Source organism: uncultured Corynebacterium sp., from assembly GCF_945649885.1.
Lineage (GTDB): Bacteria > Actinomycetota > Actinomycetes > Mycobacteriales > Mycobacteriaceae > Corynebacterium.
Genome location: NZ_CALZFS010000068.1, coordinates 1 through 14824 on the forward strand (window position 1 = coordinate 1; position 14824 = coordinate 14824).

Annotated in this window: 15 protein-coding genes; 9 read left to right on the forward strand and 6 right to left on the reverse strand. The window is 59.6% G+C overall.

Going from position 1 to position 14824, the window contains the following annotated elements; genetic code table 11:
• Positions 1-113: 113 nt before the first annotated feature.
• From Q0M74_RS08530 to Q0M74_RS08550, 5 genes are all read right to left on the reverse strand, one after another.
• Positions 114-968 (reverse strand): sulfite exporter TauE/SafE family protein, encoded by an 855-nt coding sequence (locus Q0M74_RS08530; protein ID WP_293953406.1) that lies wholly within the window; start codon positions 966-968, stop codon positions 114-116.
• Positions 969-983: 15 nt separating this feature from the next.
• Positions 984-1589 (reverse strand): rhodanese-like domain-containing protein, encoded by a 606-nt coding sequence (locus tag Q0M74_RS08535; RefSeq protein WP_293953408.1) that lies wholly within the window; start codon positions 1587-1589, stop codon positions 984-986.
• Positions 1586-3001: a rhodanese-like domain-containing protein gene (locus Q0M74_RS08540; protein ID WP_293953410.1), complete on the reverse strand. Its 1416-nt coding sequence runs from the start codon at positions 2999-3001 to the stop codon at positions 1586-1588. Before Q0M74_RS08540 ends, Q0M74_RS08535 begins: the two co-directional genes overlap by 4 nt.
• A gap of 135 nt (positions 3002-3136) precedes the next feature.
• A complete protein-coding gene (locus Q0M74_RS08545) occupies positions 3137-3958 on the reverse strand; it encodes a helix-turn-helix domain-containing protein (protein ID WP_293953413.1) in 822 nt (273 codons plus the stop codon).
• Between the two features lie 18 nt (positions 3959-3976).
• Positions 3977-4309, reverse strand: a complete 333-nt coding sequence (locus Q0M74_RS08550) for a hypothetical protein (protein ID WP_293953415.1) — start codon at positions 4307-4309, stop codon at positions 3977-3979.
• Between the two features lie 132 nt (positions 4310-4441).
• Here Q0M74_RS08550 and Q0M74_RS08555 point away from each other — a divergent pair, with 132 nt between their 5' ends.
• The 5 genes from Q0M74_RS08555 (at position 4442) to Q0M74_RS08575 (ending at position 10257) form a co-directional block, all read left to right on the forward strand.
• Positions 4442-5131, forward strand: coding sequence for a Glu/Leu/Phe/Val dehydrogenase dimerization domain-containing protein (locus Q0M74_RS08555; protein WP_293953417.1), 690 nt, complete (start codon positions 4442-4444; stop codon positions 5129-5131).
• Positions 5079-5807, forward strand: a complete 729-nt coding sequence (locus Q0M74_RS08560) for a hypothetical protein (RefSeq protein WP_293953419.1) — start codon at positions 5079-5081, stop codon at positions 5805-5807. The genes Q0M74_RS08555 and Q0M74_RS08560 overlap by 53 nt, the downstream gene beginning before the upstream one ends.
• Positions 5804-7306 (forward strand): amino acid permease, encoded by a 1503-nt coding sequence (locus Q0M74_RS08565; RefSeq protein ID WP_293953421.1) that lies wholly within the window; start codon positions 5804-5806, stop codon positions 7304-7306. Before Q0M74_RS08560 ends, Q0M74_RS08565 begins: the two co-directional genes overlap by 4 nt.
• 17 nt (positions 7307-7323) lie before the next feature.
• Positions 7324-8997 carry an alpha-keto acid decarboxylase family protein gene (locus tag Q0M74_RS08570; protein ID WP_293953423.1) on the forward strand — a complete coding sequence of 558 codons (1674 nt, stop codon included), beginning with the start codon at positions 7324-7326 and terminating at the stop codon, positions 8995-8997.
• A 273-nt stretch (positions 8998-9270) separates the two neighbouring features.
• Positions 9271-10257: an RluA family pseudouridine synthase gene (locus tag Q0M74_RS08575; protein ID WP_293953425.1), complete on the forward strand. Its 987-nt coding sequence runs from the start codon at positions 9271-9273 to the stop codon at positions 10255-10257.
• 9 nt (positions 10258-10266) lie between these two features.
• Here Q0M74_RS08575 and Q0M74_RS08580 read toward each other — a convergent pair whose 3' ends face one another.
• The gene (locus tag Q0M74_RS08580; protein ID WP_293953427.1) at positions 10267-11145 is read right to left on the reverse strand and encodes a thioredoxin domain-containing protein; all 879 of its coding nucleotides are present in this window, start codon (positions 11143-11145) and stop codon (positions 10267-10269) included.
• A 120-nt stretch (positions 11146-11265) separates the two neighbouring features.
• On the opposite strand from Q0M74_RS08580, the gene Q0M74_RS08585 reads away from it, so the two are divergent.
• The 4 genes from Q0M74_RS08585 to Q0M74_RS08600 form a co-directional block, all read left to right on the forward strand.
• A complete protein-coding gene (locus Q0M74_RS08585) occupies positions 11266-12372 on the forward strand; it encodes an S-(hydroxymethyl)mycothiol dehydrogenase (RefSeq protein ID WP_293953429.1) in 1107 nt (368 codons plus the stop codon).
• A 5-nt stretch (positions 12373-12377) separates the two neighbouring features.
• Complete coding sequence (locus Q0M74_RS08590) at positions 12378-13013, forward strand: MBL fold metallo-hydrolase (protein WP_293953431.1); 636 nt, start codon at positions 12378-12380, stop codon at positions 13011-13013.
• A gap of 128 nt (positions 13014-13141) precedes the next feature.
• On the forward strand, positions 13142-14353 hold the full coding sequence (locus Q0M74_RS08595; RefSeq protein WP_293953433.1) for an MFS transporter: 1212 nt from the start codon (positions 13142-13144) through the stop codon (positions 14351-14353).
• Positions 14354-14385: 32 nt separating this feature from the next.
• Positions 14386-14824: NAD-dependent epimerase/dehydratase family protein (locus Q0M74_RS08600; RefSeq protein WP_293953436.1), on the forward strand; the 439-nt coding region annotated here is incomplete at its 3' end.

The following is a 14824-nucleotide window of genomic DNA, read 5'->3' on the forward strand; positions in this document are numbered from 1 at the left end:
TCTCACTCGTAATGAGAAGGTCAGGAGTTCGATTCTCCTAAGCGGCTCCATAAAGAAAACAGCCCCACTTTCCAAAGATGGAAAGTGGGGTTGTTGCCATCTCTAAAGCCAAGTCAAGCAACCGGCTGCCTCCGGCGCCTGGGACTGCGCTGATAAACAAAGAACGCCGCTGCCAGCACCACAGCTATTGCGATGATCCCCCACCCCCAGGGGGAGGGGAGTTCCTGGCTGAGTACAAAGAAGCCCATCACCAGGACGAATACTCCAAAACCCTTGCGTAGTGTCTGCTCCGGAACCACAGAGGTCAGGCGTGCGCCGACCATGGCACCCACCAGTGCAGCGGCGGTGACAGACAGTACCACCGGCCAGTCCAGACTGACGGAGGTCAGATAACCTGCCAGGCCGGCAAAGGATTTCATAGAGATCACCAACAAAGAGGTACCCACGGCCACTGGCATGGACAGCCCACCCAGCAGTACCAATGCAGGTACCACCAGGAATCCACCACCGGCACCCACCAACCCGGTGACCAAGCCGACCACCAGGCCTTCAATGAGAACCTTGGCCAACGGCAGGGGTTTCTGCGATACCCCACCGCCCTGTTTCTTCCTACCGCGCAGCATTGCTGTAGCGGTGGCGATCATCATCACTGCGAAGGCAATCATGAGTACCACCCCGGGTATGAATCCACCGAGTAGCCCACCCAGGAAGGCACCGACCATGCTGGCACCACCGAAGATCAACCCGGTGCGCCATTGCACATTTCCGCGCCGGGCATGGGCGAAAGTACTCAGCACCGAGGTTGTGCCGACCACGAAGAGGGAGGCAGCGATGGCTTCTTTAGGCTCCATGCCGGCCACATAGGTCAGCAGGGGGACGGTGAGGATGGATCCACCTCCACCCAGCAATCCGAGGCTGAGCCCGACGATGGTGCTGAGCAGGACAACCACTGTGAAGGTGATGCTCATGATTCCTGTCTTTGTTTATGAAAGGGTGACGTTGCCGGTGGCAACGGGAATGTTCTGGATAGTGGAGGCCAGGGTGGGGTTCAGTGCGGTTTTATTCCATGGCATCTTGGACAGGACCGCGGCCATGGCACAGGAGTCGCTGAGGGCAGAGTAGGTCAGACCTGCCCCCACACCTGCGGAGAGGTAGATGAAGGGTCGGGCGAGGGTCTTGGAGCCGAGGAAGCCGGCCAGGACCAGGGATCCGGCAACCATGCGTACCTGGCGGTCCATGGCCCAGCGCTTTTGGCCACGGATAACTTCTCCACCTGCTGCTGCGAAGGCTGCGGTGCCACCGGCGAGAACACTGGCGGTGTCCAGGCCTGCTGCGGTGAGCCTTTCACGTGCTTCTTCGGCGCGGGTGCCGGATTGGCAGACCAGGACAACACCGTCTGGGAAGCGGGAGGAAAACTCCTTGGTGTGTTCTGAGATCAGGGCCAGGGGGATATTGTAGGCACCTTTGATGTGCAGGGATTCAAACTCGGCTGGGGTGCGGACGTCGATGATCAGGAGCTTTTCATCGCGGCCCAGGCGTGCCTTGAGGTCTTCGGCTTCCAGGGAGGTGATGAGGGTACTGGTGGTCATGAAATATTGATCCTCTCTGTAGAAGGGTTGTGGGCCAGCCAGCCCGCGTAGGAGCCTTCCAGTTCAATAACGCGGTAACCGCGACGTCTTAAAGCTGAGGAGGCAACGGAGTTGCGGACCCCGGACTGACAGTAGGTCAGGATCGGCTTGCCAGAAGCCGGTAGCTGATCCAGATTCCACAGGACCCGACCGCTGGAGAGCTGGGTGGAACCGGGGATGTGGCCTGCGGCGTGCTCGGTTTTATTGCGTAGGTCAAGCAGCATGGAGTGCTCATGGTCAGCCAATTCGGCCTGCGGCAGAACCGGTGGGATGGTCATGGACAGGCCCTCGAATGAGGTGATGAATCCGGCGATCTCATCGATACCAACGCGCATGAGGTGATCGCGGTAGGCCGCGGCTTCCGCGGCGTCTGCTGCCAGGATAACCAGCTGACCGGTGTCGGTTTCTGGATCAAATACCCAGGAGGCGTAGGTGGCGGATTTGGCCAGGCCGGGGACATTGACAGCACCGGTAACGGTGCCGCGGTGGACCTCGGTGTGGTGGCGGGTATCCATGATGATCTTCGTGCCCTCGGAAATTTCTGCGCCAAGCTCCAGACTGGAGAATTCTGGCAGGGGTGCCAGTGGATAACCAAGCACTACCGGACCGGCCTTGTTCTCGCGCTTCATACGTCCGAAGTATGAGTGGGCATCAGGCTGACCGCTGAGGAGTTCATCGATGAAGCCCTGCTCATCATTGTTATCCAGGTAGGGCGCCCACCAGGCGTAGGTGCGTTCATAGCCGACGGTGGTGGAGGGCAGGGCACCCAGTGCCTTGCCGCAGGCGGAACCGGAACCATGACCGGGGTGGATCTGAACGTGATCGGGAAGCTCCAGCAGGACATTCTTCAGACTGTGGAAAAGCTGTTTGGCACCAATGAAGCGGGTATCCACACCTCCTGCAGCCTCATCCAGGAGATCCGGTCGGCCGAGGTCTCCGGAGAAGACAAAATCACCGCTGAGCATATACCCGGGGGTATTGGCGAAGGCGCCGTCGGTGATGAGGAAGGACAAGTGTTCCGGGGTGTGGCCTGGGGTGTGGCGGGCCTCGAGGATGATATTGCCGATGGTGATGGTGTCGCGGTCCTGCAGGCGGGTGCCATCAAATTCATATTGCCAATCGGTGCCGCCTGCACCGGAGACGTAGATCTGGGCGCCGGTGGCAGCTGCCAGTTCCCGGGTTCCGGAGAGGTAATCCGCGTGGATGTGGGTTTCGGTGACACCGACAATATCCATGCCGTGCTGGCTGGCAAAGTGCAGGTAGTCGGTGATGTCGCGGCGGGGGTCAACAACGATGGCGGTGTTCTCTGCCTGGCAGCCGATGAGGTAGCTGGCTTGGGCCAGGTCTTCGTCATAGAAGCGGTGGAGCAGCATAAGGGGATCTCATTTCATGAGAGTTGTGCGTGTGGTGAACACCTCCCATCATGGCACATACCCCCCGGGGTATCAAACCGTACCCCAGGGGGTATGTGAAAGTGCTGGTAGTGGGTTTATTGCCAGGAAAGCCAGCTAACCCGTCAGTGCCGCATGAAGCTGCAATGCCACCTGCAGGGACGCAGCCCGCCAACCATCCTCCAGAGCGTCCTCGCCGATGATCTCCCGGACCCGTTCCAACCGGTAGTGGAGGGTGGCGCGGTGGATGAACAATTCCTGGGCCGTCTTGGTGGTGTTGCGACCATTGTTCAAAAAGGCCAGGGCGGTGCGCCAATAGCTGCGGTCGCCTGCGAAGAGGAGCCGGGTGGCGTCATCACTGATGATGTGGACGGTGGTGTCATTGAGTTCCCATCCCAGCAGCAGGCGCCAAGCCCCGGCGTTATCCCAGCTCATCTCATTGCTGACGATGCCGGGCAGGGTGGCAACCTCGGAGAGGAAATGGGCACGGCGCAAGGCTCCCTGGATCCGCCCGGTTTCTGCAATGCCGGCTGATCCCACGGATTCCACGGTCATGCCACTGATGATCGCGGCCCGGCGGATCTCATCCAGCACGGAATCGGTATCCGTTATGGAGCGGCTGCGTTCCACGGCAATGAGGGCCCCGGAATCCATAGTGGTCAGGAAGGGCCGGTTGCGGTGCAGGCGACTCAACTCCAGCTGGAGCTGGTGGGTGTCGCCACTATCGCTTAACTGAAGGGCGTGCAGGGTTAGGCGGCCATCACCGGGGAGGTGGCCGCCGGAGCGGGCGCGTGTCAGGGCGGATTCACTACCGCGGACGATCTCGGTGGTCAGAGAAGTGATGATTTTCACCCGATCGTCCAGGCCATCGTCGTGGGCGAAAAGTGCAGCTAGAGGTTCGATGAACTTACGAACGCGATTGATTTCAGCATCGCTCATGCGGGGTTCGTCGAAAAGTCAGAGATAGGCGCGCAGCTCCCCGCTGCGCCACACCGGGAAGCAGACACGCGCCAGCATCTCAAAGGTGGGATTGGCGGGCAGCCGTACGGGTTCAGTGGCGCTGCGGACGCCATGGCTGAGAATCCAGGGGACCGGCTCCGGGGGTGGGGAGCGGTGGATGGTCGAGGCGATGCGACGATTGTCGATCACCCCGATCTGCGCACTGGCGCACACCACCTCAAAGGAAGGGGTGTCCACCTCGACAGACCTGCCCAGTTCGCGGGCGAGTTCATCGGTCAGTGACTGGATCCGGCTGAGGTTCTCAGCGACGCTAGAAAGGTTGTTTGACATATGTCGAAAGTATCCTTGACGGGGGCGCAGTGACAGGCCACACATTCTGGACCACGGTGAGAACTTGTAATCATGACGCGGATCACATAAAACCGCGTTGTGTATCTCATTTAAAAAACCGAGGAGATTTTCGTGGACCGCAGCATCTTCACCCCCCTGGCACACGCCGGACTCACCACCCTGAAACTGCAGTACAACTGGCGCACCGATGAGCACACCCTGAGCGCCACCCGCGAGTGGGACACCGACCGCGACTTCTCCCGCTACAACAAGGACTTCAACGCCTACACCACCCTGAGCACCCGCGGGATTCACCTGGACACCGCACAGGTGCTGGAACTTTTTGCCTCCCACGGACTGCGCGGGTACCTGGATGAGATCCTGGACTTGCTGCGCCAGGGACGCCACGAAGGCATCGAGGTCTACTACCACGCCGGCCGCAATATCCGCTTCCTCTGCCACCAGCACAGCCGCAAGCTGGGGCCGCGCAACCGCCACCATGCCATCATGGCCGGCGGCACCCGCAGGCATGACCCCTCCACCCCGGAGATCGCCGTGATCACCGACGGCCTCAACCTCAGCCGCGCGATGAGCTTCAAGAATATCGCCGCCGGCCTGGAGTTCGGCGGTTGCAAGACCACCGTCCACATGGAGGAGCCAGCGCTGGATGATCTGGAGACCTTAGGTTTCCTCGCCTTTGCCATCGACCGTTGCCGCACCATGACCAGCCCGGATATGAATCTCAGCACCGCTGTGGCCGATGTGATGAATGGAGCACTTCTCCAGTCAGTTCACCAACGGTCCCAGCTCCCCACTGGGTGAGAGCGGCCGCCCCACCGCCCTGGGTTCCTACCTGGCCCTGCACGAAGCGGTCAGCTTCACCGAGGGCACCGAGCTTGCCGACGCCCTCCTAGGCAAAACTGCTGTGGTCATGGGTCTGGGCGCTGTTGGTTGGCACCTGGCCGGACACCTCCTGGACGCCGGTGTGAACCTGACCGTGTCCGATATCAACCCTGACCGTGTCCGGGAGCTACAGGCCGCGCATCCTCAGGCACAGATCGCTGCAATCGGTGTGGATGAGGTGCTGGGATTCGAAGCAGATATCCTCTGCCCCTCCGCCCTCGGCGGCATCCTGGATGAAGCCAGCATCAACGCCCTGCGCTATTCCTATGTTTTCGGGCCTGCCAACAACCAGATCAAGGCCACTAACCAGGCCGAGGAAGAGCGCCTGGCGCAACTGCTGGCAGAGCGCGGCATCCTCTTCCAAACCGAATGGTGGCATAACACCGGCGGCGTCATGGGTGGTGCCGAAGAATTCCTCCACGGTGCGGACGCCTCCCCGGAGCGCCTGCGCGAACGCGTAATCAACACCGTGCCCCGCAAGACCCGTGAGAACCTGGAACAGGCGGCAGCACTGGGTATCACCCCCACCGATAATGCCTACCGCCAGTGCACTGAGCTGCTCTTTGATACAGAGGCAGCGCAGGTGGTGTCATGAGTCTCAAGACCTCCCGCAGCACTCCCGCAAGCGCCGACGCAGCTGCAGAACCTGCAGGTGATAACGGCCTGAAGCGTGGCCTGAAATCCCGCCACCTTCAGATGATCGCCCTGGGATCCTCCATCGGAACCGGACTCTTCCTCGGCTCCGGTGCCAGTATCCAGTTGGCAGGACCAGCTGTACTGCTGGGCTTCCTGCTGGCCGGCTCCATTGTTTTCCTCATCATGCGCATGCTCGGTGAGATGGCCGTGGAATATCCGGTATCAGGATCTTTCAGCTTCTATGCCTGCAAATTCATCGGTCCCATTGCCGGATTCATCTCCGGGTGGAACTGGTGGTTCACCTGCATCGTGGTGGGCATGCTGGAACTCACCGCCGCTGGCGTGTTCATGGACTTCTGGTTCCCCGGACACCCACACTGGGTCACCGCCCTGGTCTGCCTGCTGGTGATCACCGCCATCAACCTCATCCACGTGGGTGCCTTCGGCGAGGTGGAATTCTGGATGTCCCTGATCAAGGTGGTTGCCCTGATCGGCATGATCATCCTGGGATTCTGCTTGGTCCTAGGTGTGGGACCCAACCCTGCAATTGGTTTTAGCAACCTCTGGGCACACGGTGGATTCGCCCCGACCGGACTGGGTGGCTTCATGCTCTCCCTGGTGGCCGTGACCTTCGCCTTCGGTGGGATTGTCTCCATCGGCACTGCCGCCGGTGAGGTGGAAAACCCCACCAAAGCCATCCCCAAGGCCATCAACAGCGTGATCTTCCGCATCATCGTGTTCTATGTCGGCGGCATTGGCATCATGCTCCTGCTGTGGCCCTGGAATCAGATTGACACCACCACCAGCCCCTTCGTTGCCGTCCTGGTGGGCCTGGGCATCGGTGGAGCAGCCATCATCTTGAACGTGGTGATCCTGGCTGCCGCGCTCTCGGTATTCAACACCATGACCTACAGTGGCGCCCGCATGCTGCGTGACCTTGCCCTCCACGGCCAGGCCCCACCATTTTTCGCCCACACCACCAAGCGCGGACTGCCCCTGCGTGCCCTGTTGTTCAACTCAGCCCTCATGGGTGGTGCAGTCCTGCTGAACTTCCTCTTCCAGGGACAGCTGCTCTACCCACTGATCGCCATCATCTTAGGCGCTGAACTGATCTCCTGGTCCGCCATCGCCGTCTCTCACTTGCGCTTCCGGGCTCAAATGAAGCGCGAAGGCCGAGTTCCTTCCTACAAGGCACCCTTTGCCCCCGTGGCCAACTACATCTGCCTGGCGTTTTTCGCCCTGCTGCTGGTGCTCATGTTCTTCCTCCCCGATTACCGCATTGCCCTGGTGGCCCTGCCCTCCTGGATCCTGGCACTCGGTGTGATCTACGCCGGAATGAAATCCCACCAGCGCCGTCGCGCCCTCACCTCTGGTCCGGCACCTTCTGCTCCAGCCCCTAAGTCCTGCCCGGATGAGATCGCAGCACAAAGCTCTACCACCAGCACCCTCAACAACTAACAAGGAGTACATTTCCCATGCGCACCACCACCGTCGGCGAATTCCTCATTGATCGACTCAAGCAGATCGGTATCACCGAGATCATCGGAGTACCCGGTGACTTCAACCTCAACTTCCTGGAGCAGGTGGATGAGGCCGAGGGCATCCGGTTCATCGGTACCTGTAATGAACTCAATGCGGCCTATGCCGCCGATGGTTATGCCCGCTCCCGTGGGGTATCCGCCCTGCTCACCACCTATGGAGTGGGGGAGCTCAGTGCCTTGAACGGCATTGCCGGTGCTGCTGCGGAACATGTTCCCCTGATTTCCCTGGCTGGCTCCCCACCGCTTTATGCCACCGAGGACCGCTACGATCTCCACCACACCATGGCAGATGGTGATTTCCAGAACATGCTGGACAGCATTGGCCAGTTCACCGCCACCGCGGTACGCCTGAGCCCCATGAACGCCGTGGTGGAAATTGATCGCGCCCTGCACACCTGCCTGCGGGAAAAGCGCCCCGTGCACATCCAGCTGCCCTCTGATATCTCCCACCTGTGCATCGAGGTCCCGGAAGAACCCTTCAGCACCCGCCTGCCGGCCAGTGACCCGGAGCGGCTGGAGGCTGCAGCCAAGCGGGTACTGGAACTTTTCAGTGCAGCCGAACATCCCGTCATCCTTGCTGATCAGGATGCCGCCCGCCACGGATTTGAACCAGCACTGCAGGCCTTTGCCGAGAAAACCGGCACACCCTATGCCCACCTGAACTCCGGCAAGGGCGTGATGAATGAACAGCATCCACTCTTCCTGGGAACCTACAATGGTGCCGCCTCCACCCCGCAGGTGAAAAAGGCCATTGAAGAGGCCGATTTCCTCATCACCACCACACCACGGTTCATCGAGGTGAACTCCGGTGGCTTCACCCATAACCTGCCGTCCTCCACCCTGGACTTTGGTGACCAGCATGTGAGCATCGGCAAGGAGCACTTCTTAGGCATCACCGTCCTGGAACTGCTGGATCTGCTGGTGGAACGTGTTCCAGCAGGTCAAAAGGTGAAGGAGATGGAAGCTCCCGCTGTTCAGGAGTGGAAGGTAGAGGAAGCAGCGGAATTGACCCAGGCGCGCCTGTGGCCCCGTATGGCCCGCTTCCTCAAGGAAGATGATGTGGTGGTTGCAGAAGCCGGCACCTCCAATATCGGCATGGGGCCACACCGTCTGCCCACCGGCACCCGCTATATCAACTCTGGAATCTGGGGTTCCATCGGTTTCACCCTGCCCGCCACCATGGGCAGTCAGCTGGCTGCACCGGAGCGCCGTCACCTGCTGTTCATCGGTGATGGATCCTTCCAGATGACCGTGCAGGAACTTTCCACCATCCTGCGCGAAGACCTCAAGCCGATCATCGTGTTGGTGAACAACCGTGGCTACACCATTGAACGCTTCATCCTGGGCATGGATTCTGCGTACAACGACATCCAGAATTGGTCCTTTGGTGATCTGCCCAAGGTGTTCAAGCCAGACACCACCATGGTCAGCTACCAGGCACGCACCGAAGGTGAATTGGAAGAAGCCTTGGCACAGATCGAGTCTTCCGATGTGGGTGCCTTCCTGGAACTTCACCTGGATCCCAAGGATGCCCCGGCTGGCCTGCAGTCCTTCGGCCCCATGACCGCGGACTTTGACTTCGGACCCCGCGGACCACGCAACCCTTAATTGCTGTCAGTGCCGCCTGCTCTTCAACCCCATGGGGTCCAGAGCAGGTTTTGAGCTGGGTGGTAGAAGTTTCTCCACCGGTGCAAGGCAGAGATTGCCAATGCCCAACAAAGACACAATCATCGGGTGCCCAGCCTGAGGGGCGGAGTATCCGGAGGTGGTTTAACCAAGGATCCCCGTCAGGCTCCCCGCAAGAGCCCTCGCGCCAGGCAATCTCAATCCCCCAAGAACCCTTTTTACCTGCGACTTTTCTGCTGGTAAGGTGCTATCCCCATGGGCACAGGCGAGACATCACAACAGGCATCAGAGCAGTCATCTGGTCAACCAGCAGAGGGCATCAAGAAGGCCACCTTCCAGGAGACGGAGATCCCGGAATCACATGCGGGACGCAGACTGGATAAGTATCTGCGTGCTCAGCTTAAGGGCGTGCCGGCCTCAGTGATCTTCCGTCAGCTGCGTACCGGCAAAATCAAGGTGAATGGCAAGAAGGCCAAACCTGATTACCGTATTCAGCCAGGCGATATGTTGCGGATGCTGCAGATGGAGCTGCCGCAGGACCTGCCGCCTCCGGTAACCCTCCCGAGCAGTCTGGTCAATCAGATTGAGCAGAGCATCATTCATGAGGATGCGGATCTGATTGTGTTGAATAAGCCGGCTGATATTGCAGTCCATGTGGGAACGGGTGTCTCAGGTGGGGTGATTGAGGCTTTACGTCAGTTGCGCCCGGGGGAACGCGACCTGGAGTTGGTGCACCGTCTGGACCGTGAAACCTCCGGTCTGTTGATGGTGGCCAAGACTTCCTCGATGCTGCGCCATCTGCAGAAAGTCCTGCGGGAGGATGATCATTCCATCCCACGCCGTTATCTTCTGCTCACCCGTGGTTTCTGGCCGGAGAATGTCCGCCAGGTAGCTGCACCACTCCTGCGCACGGACACCACCGTGAAGGTGAGCCAGAATGGTCAGGAAGCATTGACCTTTTTTGAGGTGCAGCGGCGCTTTGGCACGCAGGCCACCTTGGTGAAGGCTCGTTTGACCACGGGCAGGAAGCACCAGATCCGGGTGCATGCCCGCCACGCTGGCCACCCGATTGCTGGTGACCGGAAATACGGTGATGAGCGTTTCAGCAGGTCATTGAATGCCCGCCACATGTTCCTGCATTCATCTGAGCTCAGTGTGCCGATGCCTAATGGCAGTATTCAGGAGTTCTTCGCACCAATTCCGAAGCAGTGGAAGCCCATCCTCAATTCCCTGAACTCCTAAAATGCTCCTTTACTCCGAAGAAAGCCCCAGCATTGCCAGCTCACCGAGGATGGCGCGTTCAAAGTTCGGATAGGGCTGAGCGCCGGATAGGTACTGGCTGCCGACCACAAATGAGGGTGTTCCGGTGATGCCGATCTGTTGGCCGTAGGATCGCGCCTCTGCAATGGCCGCGTCAAAGGTGGTGTCGGTGGCATGCGCGCGGAAGAGCTCAATATCTGGAACCCCGACGGTTTCCGCGAAGTGTACGTAGTCCTCCACCCCAAAATCGGGGTGCCCACCGGCAGTGGGGTGGTTGGCGTAGAGCTCAGTTTTGAATTCGTGGAATTTGCCCTGCTCCGCGGCAGCACGCACGGCTTTGGCACCACCCACAGAAGCGTCACCGTTGATGGGCATGTCATTCCATTCGATGCGCACCAGGCCGGCATCCACATACCTTTCAATGATCTGGTGTTCTGTATCCCGGGTGTGGCGGGCGCAGAAGGGGCATTCCGTATCGGAGAATTCAGAGATCACTATCGGGGCATCCAGAGCACCGATGGCAAAGGGATCGGCGTCATCGCGGCGGTGGATCACGGTGATGTCTTCGGGATCGGTCAGGGGACCACCGGGGCCGTGGATGGTGGCGTCATAAAGACCACTGTCCAACGCACGGGGACCAGAAAAGTTGGTGCCGGCCGCAACTTCCCTACCCAGCACGGTGGAAGTGGCCGTGGTTTGCTGGCCGAGGAAGAACCCACCGGCACCGGCGATGAGTACTGCGCCGAGAACCAGGGCCCAGGCTGTACCTGGGATGCGGGAGCTTTTCCGCGCCCCCTTTTCCTCCGCCGGGGGAGTGGTCTCTGCAGTTGTGTCTACAGCATTTTCATAGGGGTTCTCCGGTGCAGTCATGGTGATAAACCCTATCGCCTTCAGTTCAGCCCTGCCCCAAATAAGACCCTGAAAGCCCTGGATGTGGGGAAGTAGGTAACCTCGGGGGCAACCATCCAAGTGATTATTCAAGGAGTGACTATGAGTTTTACTGTTTCAGGCATCATTGCCCGGTCCAAGGGGGCCGAAGTGGAAAAGGTCAACGTTGTTGTGCCGGATCCGGGTGCTAATGATGTCATCGTGGATATCCAGGCCTGCGGTGTGTGCCATACAGATCTGGCCTACCGCGACGGTGATATCTCTGATGAGTTCCCGTACCTGCTGGGCCATGAGGCTGCCGGTGTGGTCTCCGTGATTGGTGAGAACGTCACCCACGTTGAGGTCGGAGATTTCGTGGTGCTGAACTGGCGTGCGGTGTGTGGTGAGTGCCGTGCGTGTAAGAAGGGCGAGCCGAAGTACTGCTTCGCCACTCATAATGCTTCCAAGAAGATGACCCTGGAGGATGGCACTGAGCTGTCCCCGGCACTGGGCATTGGTTCCTTCATTGAAAAGACCCTGGTCCATGAGGGCCAGTGCACCAAGGTCAACCCTGAGGTTGACCCTGCGGCGGCTGGTCTGCTGGGTTGCGGCATCATGGCTGGCCTGGGTGCCGCTGTGAACACCGCTGATATCCAGCGTGGCGAGTCCGTGGCAGTCTTCGGTCTGGGTGGTGTGGGTATGTCTGCCATCGCCGGCGCGAAGCTTGCTGGTGCCTCCAAGATCATCGCTGTTGATATTGACGCTAAGAAGTTGGAGTGGGCCAAGGAATTCGGCGCCACCGACCTCATTGATTCCTCCACACTCTCCGGTGAGGGCGAGGATTCTGAGGTTGTCGCCAAGATCCGTGAGCTGACCGATGGCTTCGGCACAGACGTCACCATCGACGCTGTGGGCATCATGCCGACCTGGAAGCAGGCTTTCTACTCCCGTGACCATGCCGGACGCATGGTCATGGTGGGTGTCCCGAACCTCACCTCACGCATTGATATCCCCGCCATTGATTTCTATGGCCGCGGTGGATCCCTGCGTCCTGCCTGGTACGGCGACTGCCTGCCAGAGCGGGATTTCCCCACCTATGTGGAACTGCACCTGCAGGGGCGTTTCCCATTAGATAAGTTCGTATCCGAGCGCATCGGGCTGGATGACGTCGAGGAGGCCTTCAACACGATGAAGGCCGGCGATGTCCTCCGCTCAGTAGTGGAGTTGTAAAACACATGGCACATCATGATCTTCGAGTTCAAAACATTGTCACCTCCGGCATCTTCGCCCTTGATGGCGGCGAGTGGGAAGTGGACAACAACATCTGGGTGGTCGGTAATGATGAAGAAGTCTTCATCATCGATGCAGCCCACGACGCCGCACCGATCATCGACGCCGTCGGTGGCCGCAAGGTGAAGGGCATCCTGTGCTCCCACGCACACAATGACCACATCACCGTGGCACCCCAGCTGGCTGCAGAGTTCGACGCCCCGATCTTCGTCCACCCAGGGGATCAGATGCTGTGGGAGGAAACCCACGGCGACCTCAAGCATGAGGACCTGGCCAATGGTCAGAAGTTCCAGATTGCTGGCACCGACCTGCACGTGCTGACCACCCCGGGTCACTCACCAGGTTCCTGCTGCTTCTATGTTCCAGAGGCCAATGAGCTCTTCTCCGGTGACACCCTCTTCCAGGGCGGCCCTGGTGCTACGGGACGTAAGTACAGCTCCTTTGACACCATCATCGAATCCCTGAAGACCTCCATCCTGGACCTGCCAGCGGAAACCACCGTCCGTACGGGACATGGGGACCACACCAGCGTCGGTGCGGAAGCACCACACTTGGAAGAGTGGATCAAGCGCGGACACTAATCATCCGCAGCTGGGGTGAAGCCTGAGCCAGACCACCTTTGAAATCACCCCCCAATGAGGGCGGAACGATCGTACTGTTTACGGTTGTTCCGCCTTTTCTGGTTCCTCAACTATGGTCTGGCCATAACATGGCCGACATGAGTACGAACAAGCGTGGACAACGACAGGTATGGCTGGCAGTAGCGTTGTCGGTATTCACCGTGGCCTGGGGCGGCAACGAATTCACACCGCTGTTGGTGCTCTACCGGGAACAGGGCATCTTCTCTGACCTGTTCATCGACATGATGCTGGTCTGCTACGCCATCGGTGTAGCCCTCGGTCTGCTCGCAGCAGGCCCCCTATCGGACCGCTTTGGCCGACGCACACTCATGCTGCCGGCACCTTTAATCGCAGCAGCAGGCTCCGCCTTCATCGCCTCCGGTGAAGAACTGGGCATCCTCATGGCCATTGGCCGCACCTTCTCCGGAATCTCCGTAGGGATGGCCATGACAGTGGGTGGCTCCTGGATCAAGGAACTGGCACACCCTCGCTTTGAACCCGGCGTGAAACCCAGTGAAGGTGCGCGCCGAGCTTCCATGTCGCTGACCGGTGGTTTTGCTTTAGGTGCTGCGGTGGCGGGTGTGATGGCCCAGTGGCTTCCACTTCCCGGGCAGCTGGCTTATCTACTCCACATCGTGTTGTCCCTGGTGTTATTGCCCCTGATCCTCACCGCCCCTGAAACCCGCCAGTCTGCACACCTGAAGGTTAAGGGGTCTTTTTGGGCGGACATCCTAGTCCCCTCGGTGAAGAACAAGCGCTTCTTGTTTGTGGTGGTTCCGATGGCACCGTGGGTATTCGGTGCGGGCTTTGTCTCCTATGCCATCCTGCCCACATTATTGCGTGACATGGTGGCAGCTCCCGTGGCCTACTCGGCGCTGATTGCCTTGACCACACTGGGATCGGGATTCATCATTCAGCAGTTCGGCCCGCAGATCATGGGGGAGAGCAGAACCCGTGGCCCCATGCTGGCCCTGGGGGTCACCGTGATCGGTATGGCCGGATCGGTTCTGGTGGCCCTGAATCCGCATCCCTGGTGGGCGCTGATTGTCTGTGTCCTGCTGGGTCTGTCTTATGGCCTGGGGATGTTCATGGGGCTGGCGGAAACCCAACGTATCGCCACCCCGACCGATCTGGCGGGACTGACCGGCATCTTCTACGCCCTGACATATACCGGCATGATCTTCCCTGCCCTGCTGACCCGGCTCAGTGAGTATTTCACCTATCCGCAGATGTTGGGCTTTGGCACAGTGATGGCCATCCTCTGCCTGGCAATTGTGTCAGTAACTTCCCGCAAACTCTGACAGTGAGCTGGCAGGGCACTAGAGTTGTCCGCATGCGTACAGTAGTCACCGGCGGAGCCGGGTTCATCGGATCACATCTTGTCGACCTTCTCATTGCCCATGGGCATGAGGTGGTGGTGATCGATAACCTCTCCCGTGGCCAACTGTCCAACCTCAGCAATGCCCGCGAAACCGGCAAGCTCACCTTCGTGGAAGCAGACCTCCTGGACATTGATTTCAATGAATTCTTAGGTGAACACACCCCTGAGGTGATCTTCCACCTCGCTGCACAGATTGATGTCCGCGCCTCCGTCACGGATCCACTCCATGATGCCGAGACCAATATCCTGGCCACCATCCGCATTGCCGATGCCGCCCGCCAACACGGTGTGCGCAAGGTGGTATTCACCTCCTCCGGTGGCTCCATCTACGGCGAACCTGACTCCTTCCCGGTCAGCGAAGAAGCCCCTGTTGATCCGCATTCCCCCTATG

Excerpts from the sequence above, each read along its gene's own strand:
- Q0M74_RS08530 (WP_293953406.1), bottom strand. The coding sequence starts at position 968 with ATGAGCATCACCTTCACAGTGGTTGTCCTGCTCAGCACCATCGTCGGG.
- Q0M74_RS08535 (WP_293953408.1), bottom strand. The coding sequence starts at position 1,589 with ATGACCACCAGTACCCTCATCACCTCCCTGGAAGCCGAAGACCTCAAG.
- Q0M74_RS08540 (WP_293953410.1), bottom strand. The coding sequence starts at position 3,001 with ATGCTGCTCCACCGCTTCTATGACGAAGACCTGGCCCAAGCCAGCTAC.
- Q0M74_RS08545 (WP_293953413.1), bottom strand. The coding sequence starts at position 3,958 with ATGAGCGATGCTGAAATCAATCGCGTTCGTAAGTTCATCGAACCTCTA.
- Q0M74_RS08550 (WP_293953415.1), bottom strand. The coding sequence starts at position 4,309 with ATGTCAAACAACCTTTCTAGCGTCGCTGAGAACCTCAGCCGGATCCAG.
- Q0M74_RS08560 (WP_293953419.1), top strand. The coding sequence starts at position 5,079 with ATGGAGCACTTCTCCAGTCAGTTCACCAACGGTCCCAGCTCCCCACTG.
- Q0M74_RS08565 (WP_293953421.1), top strand. The coding sequence starts at position 5,804 with ATGAGTCTCAAGACCTCCCGCAGCACTCCCGCAAGCGCCGACGCAGCT.
- Q0M74_RS08570 (WP_293953423.1), top strand. The coding sequence starts at position 7,324 with ATGCGCACCACCACCGTCGGCGAATTCCTCATTGATCGACTCAAGCAG.
- Q0M74_RS08575 (WP_293953425.1), top strand. The coding sequence starts at position 9,271 with ATGGGCACAGGCGAGACATCACAACAGGCATCAGAGCAGTCATCTGGT.
- Q0M74_RS08580 (WP_293953427.1), bottom strand. The coding sequence starts at position 11,145 with ATGACTGCACCGGAGAACCCCTATGAAAATGCTGTAGACACAACTGCA.
- Q0M74_RS08585 (WP_293953429.1), top strand. The coding sequence starts at position 11,266 with ATGAGTTTTACTGTTTCAGGCATCATTGCCCGGTCCAAGGGGGCCGAA.
- Q0M74_RS08590 (WP_293953431.1), top strand. The coding sequence starts at position 12,378 with ATGGCACATCATGATCTTCGAGTTCAAAACATTGTCACCTCCGGCATC.
- Q0M74_RS08595 (WP_293953433.1), top strand. The coding sequence starts at position 13,142 with ATGGCCGACATGAGTACGAACAAGCGTGGACAACGACAGGTATGGCTG.